The sequence below is a fragment of the Thermodesulfobacteriota bacterium genome (genome assembly GCA_040757775.1).
GTDB lineage: Bacteria > Desulfobacterota > UBA8473 > UBA8473 > UBA8473 > UBA8473.
The window spans coordinates 134,293-149,255 of sequence record JBFLWQ010000006.1; the positions used below are offsets into that span (position 1 = coordinate 134,293).

The window sequence follows — 14,963 nt, forward strand, 5'->3', positions numbered from 1 at the left end:
GGGTAATTCCTATCCTCTCAGCTCGTTAAATCTTTTAATGAGTGCAGGAACAACCTCAAAGACGTCTCCAACAACACCAAAAGTAGCCACATCAAAAATGGGGGCATCTTTATCTATATTAATAGCCACAATAACATCGGATGACTGCATGCCGACTAAATGCTGAACCGCTCCTGATATTCCACATGCAATATACAGCTTGGGGCAAACCGTCTTTCCGGTTTGCCCAACCTGGTGTGAGTAAGGTATCCAGCCAGCATCAACAGCACCCCTGGAGGCACCTACAGCACCGCCCAGAATTTTTGCCAATTCTTCAATAAGCTTAAAGTTCTTCGGCTCCTGAAGCCCTCTCCCCCCGGAGACAATTACATCAGCCTCAGCTATATTTATCGTCTCTCCAATCTCTTCCACCACTTCAAGAACCTTTGTGCGGAGATTCAGACCATAACCATCGATACCCTTTTTAATCACTTCTCCTTTTCGATTCGTATCATACAGCGACTTCTTCATAACCTTGTGGCGAACAGTAGCCATTTGAGGGCGTTCATCAGGACAAATAATGGTGGCCATAATATTCCCTCCAAAGGCAGGACGGGTCTGGAGCAGGATTCTCCTTTCAGTATCTATATCCAGAGCAGTACAATCTGCCGTCAGACCGGTTTCCAACCTGGCAGAAACCTCGGGGATGAAAGACCTCCCAACAGCAGTAGCCCCGGAGAGCACTATCTCCGGTTTGTATTCATTAATCAAATCAACCAAAACCTTACTGTAAATCTCATCATTAAAGTCCCGGAGGATTGGGGCATCTACAACATATACCTTATCGGCACCATAGTATATCAATTCATTGGTCTGCATTTCAACACTGTCACCAAAGAAGACAGCACAAAGATCGACTCCCAGTTTATCAGCCAGCTTCCTCCCTTCTCCCAGAAGTTCCAAAACAACACTGGCTATCTTGCCATTTCTTTGTTCGGCAAATACCCACACCCCTTTATAGTCGTTACTCTCCCTACCTGTTTTTCTTAACCTTTGTATCGAAATAGCTTCGAAATTGCAAACATCAACGCAGGCACCACATAGATTACACCTCTCATCTATAGATGCCACATCATCCTCAATCCTGATAGCCCCAAAAGGACATGCCTCTTCACAGATTCCACATCCTGTACATAACTCAATATCGACTTTGATATCCATGATATTCCTTTAACCGCAATTCCTCAATATCCTGTGGATCAGTATGAAACAAGTTCAGTGTCGGTGCTACGCAGGGGCGAGAATAGCCTTTGCCCCTACTGTCCTATATTACCTTTAAATCATTCAGCCTGTTAATCAACAAGTCTACCTGAGTTTGTACTGAACCTCCCAGTACCTCTCTCCTGCCACCCCGTTTTGGAGTAAATACCTTTATTACCTGAGTAGCAGACCCTTTAAGCCCAACTTTGTCCTCACCAATCTCTATATCCGCCAGCCTCAATGTAGGGATGTCAATGCTCTTTGCCTTCATCTTCCCTCTTAACGAAGGCATCCTCGGCTCATTAATCTCTTTTACCACCGTTATCAGGGCGGGGAGAGTTATTTCCAGGACATCATATCCATCGTCCATCATCCTCTCCACTTTAATAGAGCGATTATTAATCTCTCTTATCTTCCTGACAAAAGCAACAAAAGGTATGGCCAGCTTCTCAGCAATACCAGGCCCTACCTGAGCAGTATCTCCATCGATAGCCTGTTTACCACAAATAATAAGATCAAAATTCCCAATCTTCTTTATGCCCTTGGCTAATGTACGAGAGGTAGCCAGGGTATCAGCTCCGGCAAATGCCCGATCGCTCAGCAAAAAAGCATCGTCAACTCCATAAGAAACTGCCTCTCTCAAAGCCTCCTCTGCCTGGGGAGGTCCCATACTAACAGCGCTAACTCTTCCGCCAAACTTTTCTTTTATCCTTAACCCCTCTTCAATAGCATACATGTCAAAGGGGTTAATAATGCTCTTCACCCCTTCCCTTATAAGCGTGTTAGTATCTTTATTGATCTTGACGCTTGTTGTTTCTGGAACCTGCTTTATGCATACAACTATATTCACTGTAAACTCTCTTATTTTTTTTCTTTCTTCCCTGCATATTCCTTGATCAGTTCCTGACCTATCACATTACGCTGAATCTGGTTGGTTCCTTCATATATCTGAAGGATCTTTGCATCCCGCATCATCTTTTCCACCGGATAATCCCTCATATAACCATATCCACCTAAAACCTGAACAGCATCTACGGTAACCTTCATAGCAACATCGCTGGAAAAGACCTTAGCCATGGCAGATACCTTAGATATATCTTTTGCACCGCTGTCAATAAATCTACAGGCAGAATAAACCAGTGCCCTGGCAGCCTCTGTCTGGGTAGCCATATCAGCCAAAATATGCTGAACAGCCTGAAAAGAGATAATCGGTTTCCCAAACTGTCTCCTTTCCCGGGCATATGTAACTGCTGCATCCAGGGCTCCCTGACAGAGTCCGATGGCTTGAGCTCCGATCCCTGGCCTTGTCCTGTCCAGAACCCTCATAGCTACAATAAAGCCCATCCCTTCTCTTCCAATTAAATTATCTTTAGGCACCCGACAGTTTGAGAAGATCAATTCTGTTGTGGCAGATGCCCTGATGCCCATCTTCTTTTCCTTCTTTCCAAAAGTAAACCCAGGAATCCCTTTTTCTACGATAAGAGCACTTGCCCCCCGACTTCCCCTGTTCTTATCGGTCATAACTATTACTGTATATATTTCGGCTTCGCCTCCACCAGTGATCCATTGCTTTGTACCATTTATAATATACTCATCTCCATCCAATACAGCCGTGGTTTGAATTCCAGAAGCGTCGCTTCCGGCATTAGCCTCAGTTAAGCCAAAAGCCGCCAATTTCCTTCCATTAGCTACATCTGGTATGTATTTCTTTTTCTGGTCTTCCGAACCAAATAGAAGGATTGGATATGCCCCAAGCCCACTGCCGGCATAGCATACAGAGACACCAATACATGCCCTGCTTATTTCTTCTACAGCCAAACAGTTCTCAAATGTCCCCCCCCCAAGCCCTCCATATTTCTCAGGGTAACACAGCCCCATTAGATCAGAGTCTGCCAGAACCTTAATAATCTCCCACGGAAACTCCTCCTTCTCATCGAGCTGAGCCCTAACAGGCATAATCCTCTGGTCTGCAATCTGCCTGGCCAGTTCTTTTATCATAATCTGGTTTTCTGTCAAAAAATAATCCATAAATAACTCCTAATTATCTTAATTTATCCTTCCATTTTTCTTCAACATGAATTATCTTATCCCTAATCTGTTCCCAAATCTTGACAGGGGGCATCTTGGCCGATTTGTGTAATTCCTGGTTTCTCTTAATGTCCTCTATTATATGAGGATTAACCCTACTAGAAACAAAGCGGGTAGCCATCTGGATCGCATTTTTTATTGCCTTGGCAGATGAATTGCCGTGGCTAATTATACCTATACCATCTATACCCAAAAGAGGGGCTCCTCCGTACTCTGAATAATCGAATCTCTTTTTTATATTATTTAATGACTTCTTAGCTAAAAAGTAAGCCAACTTTGAACGGAAACCATTGTTCATCTCCGTTTTAAATGCATTGCCTAATGCGTAAACTAATCCTTCACTTATCTTTAAGGTTATATTCCCCACAAATCCGTCACATACTACCACATCAACACTTCCATCATAAACATTCATGCCTTCTACATAACCTATATAGTTAATAAAACTATTTTTTAAAACAACATGGGCATCCCGGGTCACGTCGTTCCCCTTACTATCTTCTTCCCCATTGCTTAGCAATCCAACCTTTGGGTCTTGCTTGCTCAAGACATACCTGGCATAAACATTTCCCATAATGCCGAACTGCACTAAATGGGAGGATTTACAAACCACATTGGCACCACCATCTAATAAGACAGAAACGCCCTTCAGTGTGGGCAAAAGGGCTGCAATTGCTGGCCGATCAACTCCCTCAAGTTTTTTCAGAACATAGATAGCTGTTGCCAGAACAGCACCAGAGTTTCCTGCGCTGACTAATCCCTGGGCTTCTCCACTTTTTATTAACTCAAAGGCAACCCTTATGGAGGAGTCTTTTTTCTTTCTAAGCCCTTCAGAAGGAGACTCTCCCATCCCTATAACCTGGGATGCGTGTTTGACTGCCAGGGGCAAGCCTTTAGTGTTATGCTTCAGGAGTTCTCTTTGAATTACCTCTTTATTGCCCACTAAAACAACATTGGTGTTAAACTCCCTTGCTGCGAGGATTGCTCCCTCTACAGGTACTTCGGGCGCATAATCACCCCCCATAGCATCTACTGCTATCTTCATGAATTCTCCCTGATTAGATTTCTTTCACTTCCAATACGGTCTTGCCTTTATAGGTACCACAACTAAGACAAACGCGGTGAGGAAGCTTGGGTTCGTTGCACTGAGGGCAGAGTACCACTTGAGGTAAGGATAATTTTTGATGCGTCCTGCGCTTATCCCTTCGTGATTTGGAGTGTCTTCTTTTTGGTAAAGCCATTGATTAATCTCCTTAGTAGCTCTTTTCTTAACATATCTTACTTTATGCTTTCAACCTTCAAATCTCGGAGTTTCGAAAATCCAATATTGAATTTATTCTCCTTCGAACATTTGCATACCTCTTTGTTCAAATCCATTCCACATTTATAGCAGAGGCCACGGCATAAGTCATGACACAGGGGTTTGAAAGGAATCGCAAGTATTACCTGTTCAAGAATCACCTGAGAGATGTTGATCTCCTCCCCAATGTAAAAACTAAATTCCAGGTCTTCACTGCTAAGTTCTAAATCGTCACCAACTTCTTTGTCTTCTGCCGGGCAAAAGGTGTATTTGAAATTACTGATTATTATAGGACAATCAAAGTCTTTCAGGCATCTGCTACATTTCATCACAAAGTTTGTACTAATATTGCCATGTACAAATACATTTCTGCCTGATCTGGTAACCTTTAGATCAAATGAAATTGGTGCAGAAAACCTACACTCTCCCGTCTCTCTAATGTCTCGTAGGGTATCTTTCAGCCAATCCTGATCCAGGGTCTGTTTTATATCTAAACCACTGATGGGTATGTCTTCAATATTTAATATCAAATTAGAAACCTACCTTGGTTTTTATCCACCTATGCTGCTTAAGCATAGGAAAAGTAATTAATATATATAAACATTTTTTTTGTCAAGAAAAATCCTCCCCACCTTTAAGCATGATACCCATCTAAACTCTGTTTCTAAACAAAAACTCTTGACAGTAAAGAGCCTGTATGTTATTGGATAGCACTCAAATTGAACCCTGATAGCCAAAGAAATTGTGCATGGGTAGCTTTTCTGCAATAGAAAACAGTTGCCGGTTTATACTAGTCGAGCTTTGTGTTTTTAGTTTTCTGGATTACTGCTTTCGCAGGCATGAGATGGAAATAGTATTATTACCCAGAGTTGTACAGACTGAATAAAGCTTGTAAAGAGGAGAAAGCATATGGGTTATGTGGAAGATAAGATTAATGAATTAAAGGATAAGATAGCCAAAGAAAGGGAAATGGGAGGAGGGGAAAAGGTTGAAAAACAGCATAAGTCTGGCAAACTAACGGCCAGAGAAAGATTGGAACTACTCTTTGATTCTGGCAGCTTCCAGGAAACAGACATGTTTGTTCGTCATCGGTGCAAGGATTTCGACATGGGAGATACCTTTGTACCAGGTGAAGGCGTAATTACTGGTTTTGGAACGGTAAACGGAAGAGGGGTCTTCGCATTTTCCCAGGACTTTACCTCTATGGGTGGAACCCTGGGCGAATACCACGGAAAAAAGATAGCCAAGGTTATGGATATGGCACTCAAAGCTGGATCCCCTATAGTTGGGTTCAATGACTCAGGTGGAGCCCGAATCCAGGAAGGGGTTGATGCCCTTAGCAGCTATGGAGAGATCTTTTATCGTAATTCATGTGCCTCAGGGGTTATCCCTCAGATATCTGCCATCATGGGGCCTACTGCTGGAGGAGCCGTCTATTCCCCTGCCATGACCGACTGGATATTTATGACCAAAAAGAGCAGTTATATGTTTATTACCGGACCGGATGTCATTAAAACGGTTACAGGCGAAGAAGTCACACCCGAAGCATTAGGTGGGGCAATGACTCATAGTTCTAAAAGTGGTGTTGCCCATTTTGCCTGTGAGAGTGATGCTGAAGCTATAGAAATGATAAAAGAACTCCTGACCTATCTTCCCTCAAATAACATGGAAGACCCCCCATTTATAGAACCCCGGGATGATCCCGGGCGTATTTCACCAGAGCTGGACACAATAATACCTGACAATCCAAGGCAGGTATATGACATAAAAAAAGTAATCGGCGCTATTGTGGATGACGGTAAGTACTTTGAACCTCATGAACATTATGCAAAGAATATCATTACATGCTTCGCACGTCTAAACGGGAGGGTAGTTGGTATTATAGCTGATCAGCCTAATTTTTTGGCGGGGTGTCTGGATGTAAATGCTTCGGACAAAGCCACCCGTTTTATTCGCTTCTGTGATGCATTCAATATACCTCTCTTAACAATAATGGACGTGCCCGGTTATTTGCCTGGTACTGCCCAGGAATGGACTGGGATAATCCGGCATGGGGCAAAACTTCTCTGGTGCTATTCGGAGGCGACTGTACCCAAAATCACTCTTATAACACGAAAGGCTTATGGGGGTTCATACGTAGCCATGTGCAGCAGACATCTGGGAGGAGATTACGTATTAGCCTGGCCTACTGCAGAGATAGCTGTAATGGGTGCTGAAGGAGCAGCGAATATTATCCACAGGAAGGAGATAAAAGAGGCAGCGGATCCAAAAGCAAAGTTAGAGGAGAAGATTCAAGAATACCGTAATCTTTTTGCCAATCCCTATATCGCCGCTGCAAGGGGTTACATTGATGCAGTGATTATCCCCAGCGAATCGCGCATAAAGATAATCAGTGCACTGGAGGCATTGTCTACCAAGAGAGAGACCCGTCCTCCAAAGAAGCATGGCAATATTCCTGTATAAATCGTTGACCACCAGACCTTGATGGACTCGTAAAAAGTCGAAACTCCCTCTCTCTCGATGGGAGAGGGTTGGGGTGAGGGTGAATATAATTCTGATGTCTAACGTCTGAATTCCAGAAGGAGACAACTCTAATGGAAATTGAAAGAAAAAAGATGGCAGCCATTTCAGCAGCCGTATCAGCCTATCGAAAGGAGGAAGAAGAGACTTCTGCTATAAGATCCACAACCACCTCTTTTCAAGCTTCATCCAATGTGTGGGGGCTTTTTGGCAGACAGGCGATAATGCAGATGAGAAACTTACTCCAGTGTAGAATATTCCATAAATAAAAGGTTTTTATTTAATTTATAATTCTGTGGGATCCAGATAAAGGAGGAGATACCTTTCAATTCTTGCAAATCTAAGAAGGAGATAAAAAATATGCCACCAAAAGGAAAAAAGGAGAGAAGGAATCCAGTTAAAATTGCAGATACTACTTTTAGAGATGGTCATCAATCCAGTTTAGCCACCCGAATGAGAACAGAAGACATGCTTCCAATAGCAGAAGAGATGGATAAGGCAGGCTTTTTTTCCATGGAGGTCTGGGGGGGAGCAACTTTTGATGTATGTACCCGATTTCTGAACGAAGATCCATGGGAAAGAGTACGAATATTGAAAAGGCATATGCCTAACACCCCATTGCAAATGCTCTTAAGGGGGCAGAACCTGGTAGGATACCGTAATTACGCAGATGACGTGGTTACTGCCTTCGTCCACAAGGCTGCTGAAGTTGGAATCGACATCTTCAGGGTATTTGATGCATTAAACGATGAACGTAATTTTGAAACATCCTTCGCAGCCATTAAGGAGTGTAAGAAACATATTCAGGCTACTATCTGCTACTCTCTGACGGAAAGAAGACTGGGAGGACCTGTCTTCAATATCGAGTATTTTGTTAATAAAGCAAAGACCCTGCAGGATATGGGGGCTGATACCCTTTGTATAAAAGATATGGCAGGATTAATATCCCCATATGATGCCTATGAATTGATAAAGGCACTTAAGGAGAATATCGACATCCCCATCCAGCTTCATACACATTATACAAGCGGTATGGCATCTATGGCATATCTAAAAGCCATTGAGGCGGGGGTGGATATTGTAGATTGCTCTTTGGCGCCATTTGCCCTAAGGTCTTCTCAACCTGCGGTTGAACCTATAGTGGTGGCCCTCCAGGGTACTCCCAGAGATACCGGCCTGGATCTGACCCATCTCTTCAAAATGGGGCAGCACATTGAATCCATCGCCCCCAAATACAGAGGCTTCCTTGACCTTACCAAGATGTCAGTGATAGACACGGGGGTACTATTACATCAGATACCAGGTGGCATGACCACCAATCTGGTCTCCCAGCTAAAACAGGCAGAAGCCCTTGATAGAATAGACGAGGTTTATGAGGAATTACCGAGAACGAGAAAAGACATGGGATACCCTCCTCTGGTTACCCCTACCAGTCAGATAGTTGGTATCCAGGCTGTTCAGAATGTACTCTTTGGCCGCTACAAGATGATTACCAGAGAGGTAAAGGATTATGCCTACGGTCTCTATGGTAAAACCCCTGTGCCTATGGATAAAAAGGTACAGAAGCTGATCCTGGTGGGTTATGAAAGGGGAGAAAAACCCATAACCTGCAGGGCAGCAGATATAATTGAACCAGAGCTTGAAAAGGCTAAAGAGGCAACTAAAGGTATTGCGAAAGACACAGGAGATGTTTTGATTTACGCCCTTTACCCAACTACCGGCATGAGGTTCTTAAGGTGGAAGTACGGGCTGGAAGAACCGCCTCCAGAGGTAAAACCCAAAACACTGGAAGAGGTTAAGAGGGAAGAGGAACTTATTGCAAAGGCAAGGGCAGGTAAACTCATTGAAAAGCCAGAAAAGTCCGTTCCTGAAAAAGGACCTGGACTGCGTACATACAACGTCTTTGTAGAGGATGAATATTATGAGGTACAGGTGGAAGAAGTTGGTGGCTCTCCTATTGTTACTGCTTATTCACCATCTCCCTCGAAACAGGTTCCTTCGCAGCCAGCTGCAACACCAAAACCAGAAAAGAAAGAAGAGACTCCAAAGACACCCATGGCTGTTGCTGAAGGCGAAACCGCCATTGTTGCCCCTATGCCAGGAATGGTAATAGATTATAAAGTTAATGTAGGGGATAAGGTAAAGAGCGGAGATTTAGTGGTTCTCTTTGAGGCAATGAAGATGGAGAATGCCCTGACATCACCGGTGAACGGAACTGTCAAGTCCATAAACTTCAAAAAGGGAGATTCTGTAAATAAGAATCAAATCCTGGCGGTGATTGGATAAAAAGATGCCGGAAGTTCGAACAAGGTTTGCACCAAGTCCTACAGGATATTTGCATATCGGTGGTGCAAGGACAGCCCTTTTTAACTGGCTCTTTGCCCGACATTTTCAAGGCAAATTCATTCTAAGGATAGAAGATACCGATCGGGCCCGCTCAACCGAAGAATCTATCCGGGCTATCTATGACGGAATGGAATGGCTGGGGTTGAATTGGGATGAAGGTCCCTACCTTCAGACAGAACGTTTCAGTATCTACAGGGAATATATCGAAAAACTAATTAAAAAGGGTAAGGCATATTACTGCTGCTGCACACCCCAGGAGCTTGAGGAAAAGAGGAAACTGGCTCTGGCAGAAGGCAAAAAACCCAAATATGATGGCAAATGTAGGGGGCTGGATAAACCTGAATCAGGGAAACCCCATGCTGTCAGATTCAAAGCCCCAATAGAAGGAACAACCGTAGTCAATGATGCAATAAAAGGTGAAGTGCGGTTTGAGAACTCAGAACTGGATGATCTTATAATTCAGAGGTCTGATGGATACCCAACCTATAATTTCACTGTAGTCGTAGATGACATAACAATGGGGATTACCCATGTTATAAGGGGAGACGACCACCTCAACAACACCCCTAAACAAATCTTGTTGTATCAGGCACTTGAATCTTCTCTGCCACAATTCGCTCATGTTCCTATGATATTGGGAACTGACAAAACGCGTTTGAGCAAACGGCACGGTGCCACATCAGTTATGGCTTACAAAGAGCTTGGGTATCTCCCCCAGGCTGTGATGAACTATCTGGTCAGGCTGGGCTGGTCATATGGGGACCAGGAGATACTCTCCAGAGATGAATTAATAGAAAAATTCTCTCTGGATAATGTAGGGAAATCTGCCGGGGTATTTAACCCCGAGAAACTGTTATGGCTCAATGCCCATTACATAAAAGAGGAGAATCCTGAAAATCTGGCAGAGTTATTGATTCCTTTTATAAAAAAAAGAGGCTACCCAGTCGAAAATAACGAAGTTTTGCAAAAGATAACCCTTGCTTTCAAAGAAAGAAGCAAGACATTAGTTGAAATGGCAGAGGATTCGGAGTTCTTCTTCAAGGAAGGGATTGAGTATAATAAGAAAGCGGCTGAAAAGTTTTTGACACCGGATACAGTAGAGATATTTCAGATTCTGATTAAGAGGCTTAACCAATTACAGACCTTCAACCAGCAAGCAATTGAGGAGGTACTCAAAGAAGTATCCTCTCAAAAAGACATAAAGCTTGGGAAAATAGCCCAGCCTGTAAGAGTTTCCCTGACCGGATCAACTGCAAGCCCGGGGATATATGAGGTAGTTGAGATACTTGGGAAAGAAAAAGTCATAGACAGGCTTAAAAAGGCGGTAGAATTTATGGCTTCGTAATACTGAGAAATACCCTGCCAACATTTCCTGCAACATTGCAATGGTTTATTTTCTGAGTTTAAGCTAATATATCTCATGTTTATGACCGATCATTAACTGAGGGAAGCTTATGCTCTATGGAAAATACCTTTTTTCCAGTGTCTTCGAGGACAATGCCATCCTTCCCCCTTACAAAGGGTCCTCATTTCGTGGTGTTTTTGGCATAGCACTAAAAAAGGTTGTCTGTGCTTTAAGAAAACAGGATTGTAAAGATTGCCTCTTACGGGAAAAATGCGTTTACTCTTTCGTCTTTGAGACACCTGCCGCAAGAGATGAACCCGGCGATCGAAAGAGAGTCGCATCACCACCCCACCCTTATGTGATTGAGCCTTCTGATACCAAAAGAATCTCATTCAAAGAAGGAGAGCCTTTTGACTTCTTCCTGCTCCTTTTCGGCAAGGCGAATGACTATTTGCCATATTTTATATATGCCTTTGAACAGATGGGCAAGCTCGGCATCGGAAAAAAGATCGACGGGAAAAGAGCCCGGTTTCTCCTAAAAAAGGTCATATGCAATGGCAAACTCGCATACTCAGGAGAAACAGGGAAGATTACCACAGATAAATGTACCGAAGAACTTCAAATCGAAAACTTCATGCCCGATGATCTTGCAAATGTCCACCGTATAGACATTTCCCTTAAAACACCCCTCCGTCTCAAATTTCAGAACAGACTTGAGGCAGACCTACCTTTTCACATCCTGACCCGGGCTATGTTGCGGAGGGTATACTCCCTTCAGAATTACTATGGGAGCGGAGAACCCTCTCTTGATTACAGAGGTATTGTTGATAGGGCAAAAACCGTTGAAACTGTAAATTCGTCCCTGAGATGGTTTGACTGGGAGCGGTATTCCAACAAGCAGGATCAATCCATGCTCATGGGCGGCATCGTTGGTGAGGTGAGTTATTCAGGAGACCTCACCGAATTCATGCCCTTTGTCAGGTTTTGTGAGAAGGTTCATATAGGCAAACAGACCTCGTTCGGCTTGGGAAAAATTGAAATTACAGGGATATACTAATGAAAAACATACTCTTAGCCGTTGTTGGTTTGAGCCCCCAGGTAATTACCGAGACCCTCTTTGCCATACATCAACAGAGAAGGAAGATAGATGCCGTCCATGTGATTACAACCAGACAGGGTAAAGAAAAAATCAACGCCGATCTTTTATCCCCCAGAGACGGAAGATACTATCAGTACCTTAACGAATATGACATTAATTCCATATCGATAGATTTCGGCTTTGACAATGTTCATACTATAAGAAACCAAAATGGGATAGAGATAGACGACATTACTGATGAGGAAGAAAATGAATGGCTTCTCAAGAAATGCCTGGAATTGACCTTCAGGTTTACAAACAATCTGAACACCTCTGTTTTCTTCTCCATAGCCGGAGGCAGAAAGACCATGAGCGCCTGCCTTATGCTTGCGGCTCAGCTCTATGGTCGGCATCAGGACAGAGTTTACCACGTGCTGGTATCACCAGAGTTTGAAAGTAACAGAGATTTCTATTATCCTCCCCAAAAGTCCATTCCCATTGAACTCCGGGATAAAGACGGTCAGCCCTATGCTAAAGAGACAAAATACGCAAAAATCACTCTCGTCCCCATCCCTTTTGTTTCAATAAGAGAACAGATTTCTGAAGATCTGCTTCTTGAGCCAAAAGACCCCTCAACCCTGTTGCTCTCTCTCGTTAAAGAAAGACCCTACACACTGACGGTTGACCTTCCAAACTCCAAAATCGCCTACAAGAACCTCGAAATAGACATGATGCCGGCAAGGCTTGCCCTCTATGCCTTGTTTGCAATGCAGAAGAAGGGGTGCAAAAAAGGGCAGACATCTTGCAGGGATTGCACAGACTGTTTCCTGGATATACAGCAAGTATTTAACCAACAGGGTCGAATCACCGAGATTTACAGGAAGGTCTCAGGCAACCGTGAATTCGTTGAAATGAGCGATACAGGAATACTTAGCCTAAACAAAGAAAACCTGCGGTCTTACAAAACCAAGATTCGGGAGGATTTACAAAAAGGGTTTGGTTTATATGCCCTCCCGGAGATAGCCATCGAATCTGTCGGCAAGAAGGGTGAAACAAGGTATGGAATAGGTATCGATAGGGATAAGATTCGGATCATATTATGAGTATGTGAATACACATATATACACTTGACATGTATAGCATATTTTCCTATAATTCCTCTTAACGTATTTATAAAAAGGGGGGGTGTCTTATGAAAGAGGTAAACGCGCTCAAGTTACGAAACAACATGGGAGAGATCCTGGATATGCTGGCAAAGACAGGAGAACCTATCCTTGTGAGTAAAGGGAGAAAAGTTCAAGCCGTGCTTATTACCCCTGAACAGTTCCAGCGAAGGTTTCTCGATTATCAAACAGAAGAAAAAAAGAAAATGTTATTGGAGACCATTGGCGGTTTAAAGGCTTGCCGACTGGGGACTAAGAGCAGTATCGAGGTACTGAGGGAATTGAGGGGGTATGAAGCATGATATGGGTCATAGATGCCTCAGTTGCGGTACGATGGTTTCTTGAAGAAGAAAGCCACCCTCATGCCCAAGCCGTTCTGCGCAGGATGGTCGACCGCCCTGGATTCTTTGCCGTACCTGAATTATTTCCTTTCGAGGTCTATGCTGTTCTTTGTCGCATCCATCCCCGGGGATCTGATGTTTTCATTAACGGTCTGATGCCCATTCTTAACAACGGTATTTTTAGGCAACCGATGACCGAAACTCTGGCCAGATATGCCAACCGCTATGTTAAAAAGGGACTAACCGGATATGACGCCTGTTATGCCGCTCTTGCTTTTGAACTAAAAGGTACATGGCTCACTTTTGACCAGAGCGCCCATAAACTCATTAAAGCGGATCACATTTCTCATGACTTAACAAAGAGCATGCCGGAAAATTGGGAGTAAACGGCAACGTTGCAGTTGTTGAATAGGGTATTTGATTGAGGTTATTATGAGCAATATGAGAATACATAAAACCATATTGGCTTATCAGTCAAAGGGAAAATCAAGAGGATCAGCCCTCTCAATCTCTTTTACTTTATCAAAGTGGTGGTCAGCAGAGATGATCGTCTCGATATTATTGTTCAGCATGCAAGCAATATGAATAGCGTCTCGAACGTCTATATCCTTGTTTTTCGAGAGAAGTTCTTTCGCGCGATTGGTATCCGCCAGAGTAACCGGGAATATACTCCAGCAGAGAACCACCATAGAGTCATACAGTTGGTAGGCAAGGTCTTTTCGATGAATGGAAAAGAAGCGGTAGAGAATTTCCTGGAGGACTTCTGTATTGGTTGCAACTTGTATTTCTCCTTCGCCAATGAGATCAAGCAATCTTTTACACGGAGCTTGAAGCGGATGATTTGCGCCAAAGGCATACATGAGGATATTGGAGTCCAGAAAGAAACGTCTATCTGTCATCTGAAATAGAGCCTTTTATCCTGGAATATTCCTTTTCCCAGTCCTGGTAGTTTTGAGGAACTTCAACAGGATTCTCTTTGGCAAGGGTAAGTATTCTGTTGGCAGCCTTTCGGATATCATGGGCACGGGCTTTTTCAAGGCAGGCTCCCTCTACGGCTTCTCGAATAAGGGTGCTGACTTTCTTATGCTCCTTTTTTGCAATCTTTTGCAACTCATTGAACTGTTCTTCGGTAAACAGCACCTGGGCTTTCTTACTATAGGTAGGCATAATGAGTTTTCTCCGGTTAATTAAAATAGTTTTTTTAAAGAATACTTTTGTTATAATACAAAATAGATATTATCTTGTCAAGAATATCATTTGGTTTTTCCTCATTTACGCTTCAGAAGAAGGGGGGTAACAATGAATTCTGTCATTCTCGTGAAAACGGGAATCCAGGACAAAAGTTTGGGTGCGTTGCTGTGTGATGGGGGGAAGGTTTTAGAGGGTTTAAATTTTGAGTCTTGCTATAAATAATTCTTGGTGATTATAAAAGATTTGGCACCAAATTTGTGATATATTTTGTTATCAGATTAAAGATAGATTCTTTTCTATTATTATAACGGAATTCGAGTTCTTTTAAATATAATGGAAACTTTTCTTTTGA

Annotated in this window: 16 protein-coding genes; 8 read left to right on the plus strand and 8 right to left on the minus strand. The window is 43.1% G+C overall.

The window, feature by feature from the left end:
• Nucleotides 1-9: 9 nt before the first annotated feature.
• From AB1401_05920 to AB1401_05945, 6 genes are all read right to left on the minus strand, one after another.
• Nucleotides 10-1,200, minus strand: a complete 1,191-nt coding sequence (locus AB1401_05920) for an electron transfer flavoprotein subunit alpha (protein ID MEW6614986.1) — start codon at nt 1,198-1,200, stop codon at nt 10-12.
• 103 nt (nt 1,201-1,303) lie between these two features.
• Complete coding sequence (locus tag AB1401_05925) at nt 1,304-2,089, minus strand: electron transfer flavoprotein subunit beta/FixA family protein (GenBank protein MEW6614987.1); 786 nt, start codon at nt 2,087-2,089, stop codon at nt 1,304-1,306.
• Between the two features lie 11 nt (nt 2,090-2,100).
• Nucleotides 2,101-3,267, minus strand: coding sequence for an acyl-CoA dehydrogenase family protein (locus AB1401_05930; GenBank protein ID MEW6614988.1), 1,167 nt, complete (start codon nt 3,265-3,267; stop codon nt 2,101-2,103).
• Between the two features lie 13 nt (nt 3,268-3,280).
• A complete protein-coding gene (plsX, locus tag AB1401_05935; protein ID MEW6614989.1) occupies nt 3,281-4,372 on the minus strand; it encodes a phosphate acyltransferase PlsX in 1,092 nt (363 codons plus the stop codon).
• Between the two features lie 13 nt (nt 4,373-4,385).
• On the minus strand, nt 4,386-4,568 hold the full coding sequence (rpmF, locus tag AB1401_05940) for a 50S ribosomal protein L32 (protein MEW6614990.1): 183 nt from the start codon (nt 4,566-4,568) through the stop codon (nt 4,386-4,388).
• 37 nt (nt 4,569-4,605) lie between these two features.
• Nucleotides 4,606-5,157 carry a DUF177 domain-containing protein gene (locus AB1401_05945; GenBank protein MEW6614991.1) on the minus strand — a complete coding sequence of 184 codons (552 nt, stop codon included), beginning with the start codon at nt 5,155-5,157 and terminating at the stop codon, nt 4,606-4,608.
• A gap of 379 nt (nt 5,158-5,536) precedes the next feature.
• On the opposite strand from AB1401_05945, the gene AB1401_05950 reads away from it, so the two are divergent.
• From AB1401_05950 to AB1401_05985, 8 genes are all read left to right on the plus strand, one after another.
• Nucleotides 5,537-7,090: a carboxyl transferase domain-containing protein gene (locus tag AB1401_05950; protein MEW6614992.1), complete on the plus strand. Its 1,554-nt coding sequence runs from the start codon at nt 5,537-5,539 to the stop codon at nt 7,088-7,090.
• Nucleotides 7,091-7,221: 131 nt separating this feature from the next.
• A complete protein-coding gene (locus AB1401_05955; protein MEW6614993.1) occupies nt 7,222-7,416 on the plus strand; it encodes a hypothetical protein in 195 nt (64 codons plus the stop codon).
• Nucleotides 7,417-7,507: 91 nt separating this feature from the next.
• Nucleotides 7,508-9,433 carry a pyruvate/oxaloacetate carboxyltransferase gene (locus tag AB1401_05960; protein MEW6614994.1) on the plus strand — a complete coding sequence of 642 codons (1,926 nt, stop codon included), beginning with the start codon at nt 7,508-7,510 and terminating at the stop codon, nt 9,431-9,433.
• A 4-nt stretch (nt 9,434-9,437) separates the two neighbouring features.
• Complete coding sequence (gene gltX / locus AB1401_05965; protein MEW6614995.1) at nt 9,438-10,838, plus strand: glutamate--tRNA ligase; 1,401 nt, start codon at nt 9,438-9,440, stop codon at nt 10,836-10,838.
• Between the two features lie 109 nt (nt 10,839-10,947).
• On the plus strand, nt 10,948-11,895 hold the full coding sequence (gene cas6, locus AB1401_05970) for a CRISPR system precrRNA processing endoribonuclease RAMP protein Cas6 (protein MEW6614996.1): 948 nt from the start codon (nt 10,948-10,950) through the stop codon (nt 11,893-11,895).
• Nucleotides 11,895-13,019, plus strand: a complete 1,125-nt coding sequence (gene csm6, locus AB1401_05975) for a CRISPR-associated ring nuclease Csm6 (protein ID MEW6614997.1) — start codon at nt 11,895-11,897, stop codon at nt 13,017-13,019. Before cas6 ends, csm6 begins: the two co-directional genes overlap by 1 nt.
• A gap of 89 nt (nt 13,020-13,108) precedes the next feature.
• On the plus strand, nt 13,109-13,381 hold the full coding sequence (locus AB1401_05980) for a type II toxin-antitoxin system Phd/YefM family antitoxin (GenBank protein MEW6614998.1): 273 nt from the start codon (nt 13,109-13,111) through the stop codon (nt 13,379-13,381).
• Entirely contained in the window at nt 13,378-13,806 is a 429-nt protein-coding gene (locus AB1401_05985; protein ID MEW6614999.1) for a type II toxin-antitoxin system VapC family toxin, read from the plus strand. Before AB1401_05980 ends, AB1401_05985 begins: the two co-directional genes overlap by 4 nt.
• An 84-nt stretch (nt 13,807-13,890) precedes the next feature.
• On the opposite strand, the gene AB1401_05990 is transcribed toward AB1401_05985, so the two are convergent.
• Together AB1401_05990 and AB1401_05995 are read right to left on the minus strand one after the other, a co-directional pair.
• A complete protein-coding gene (locus tag AB1401_05990) occupies nt 13,891-14,319 on the minus strand; it encodes a type II toxin-antitoxin system VapC family toxin (protein MEW6615000.1) in 429 nt (142 codons plus the stop codon).
• On the minus strand, nt 14,309-14,587 hold the full coding sequence (locus tag AB1401_05995; protein ID MEW6615001.1) for a hypothetical protein: 279 nt from the start codon (nt 14,585-14,587) through the stop codon (nt 14,309-14,311). The genes AB1401_05990 and AB1401_05995 overlap by 11 nt, the downstream gene beginning before the upstream one ends.
• Between the last annotated feature and the right edge of the window lie 376 nt (nt 14,588-14,963).

Coding starts and splice junctions, on each gene's coding strand:
- AB1401_05920 (MEW6614986.1), bottom strand. CDS start 1,200: ATGGATATCAAAGTCGATATTGAGTTATGTACAGGATGTGGAATCTGT.
- AB1401_05930 (MEW6614988.1), bottom strand. CDS start 3,267: ATGGATTATTTTTTGACAGAAAACCAGATTATGATAAAAGAACTGGCC.
- plsX (MEW6614989.1), bottom strand. CDS start 4,372: ATGAAGATAGCAGTAGATGCTATGGGGGGTGATTATGCGCCCGAAGTA.
- rpmF (MEW6614990.1), bottom strand. CDS start 4,568: ATGGCTTTACCAAAAAGAAGACACTCCAAATCACGAAGGGATAAGCGC.
- AB1401_05950 (MEW6614992.1), top strand. CDS start 5,537: ATGGGTTATGTGGAAGATAAGATTAATGAATTAAAGGATAAGATAGCC.
- AB1401_05955 (MEW6614993.1), top strand. CDS start 7,222: ATGGAAATTGAAAGAAAAAAGATGGCAGCCATTTCAGCAGCCGTATCA.
- AB1401_05960 (MEW6614994.1), top strand. CDS start 7,508: ATGCCACCAAAAGGAAAAAAGGAGAGAAGGAATCCAGTTAAAATTGCA.
- gltX (MEW6614995.1), top strand. CDS start 9,438: ATGCCGGAAGTTCGAACAAGGTTTGCACCAAGTCCTACAGGATATTTG.
- cas6 (MEW6614996.1), top strand. CDS start 10,948: ATGCTCTATGGAAAATACCTTTTTTCCAGTGTCTTCGAGGACAATGCC.
- csm6 (MEW6614997.1), top strand. CDS start 11,895: ATGAAAAACATACTCTTAGCCGTTGTTGGTTTGAGCCCCCAGGTAATT.
- AB1401_05980 (MEW6614998.1), top strand. CDS start 13,109: ATGAAAGAGGTAAACGCGCTCAAGTTACGAAACAACATGGGAGAGATC.
- AB1401_05985 (MEW6614999.1), top strand. CDS start 13,378: ATGATATGGGTCATAGATGCCTCAGTTGCGGTACGATGGTTTCTTGAA.
- AB1401_05990 (MEW6615000.1), bottom strand. CDS start 14,319: ATGACAGATAGACGTTTCTTTCTGGACTCCAATATCCTCATGTATGCC.
- AB1401_05995 (MEW6615001.1), bottom strand. CDS start 14,587: ATGCCTACCTATAGTAAGAAAGCCCAGGTGCTGTTTACCGAAGAACAG.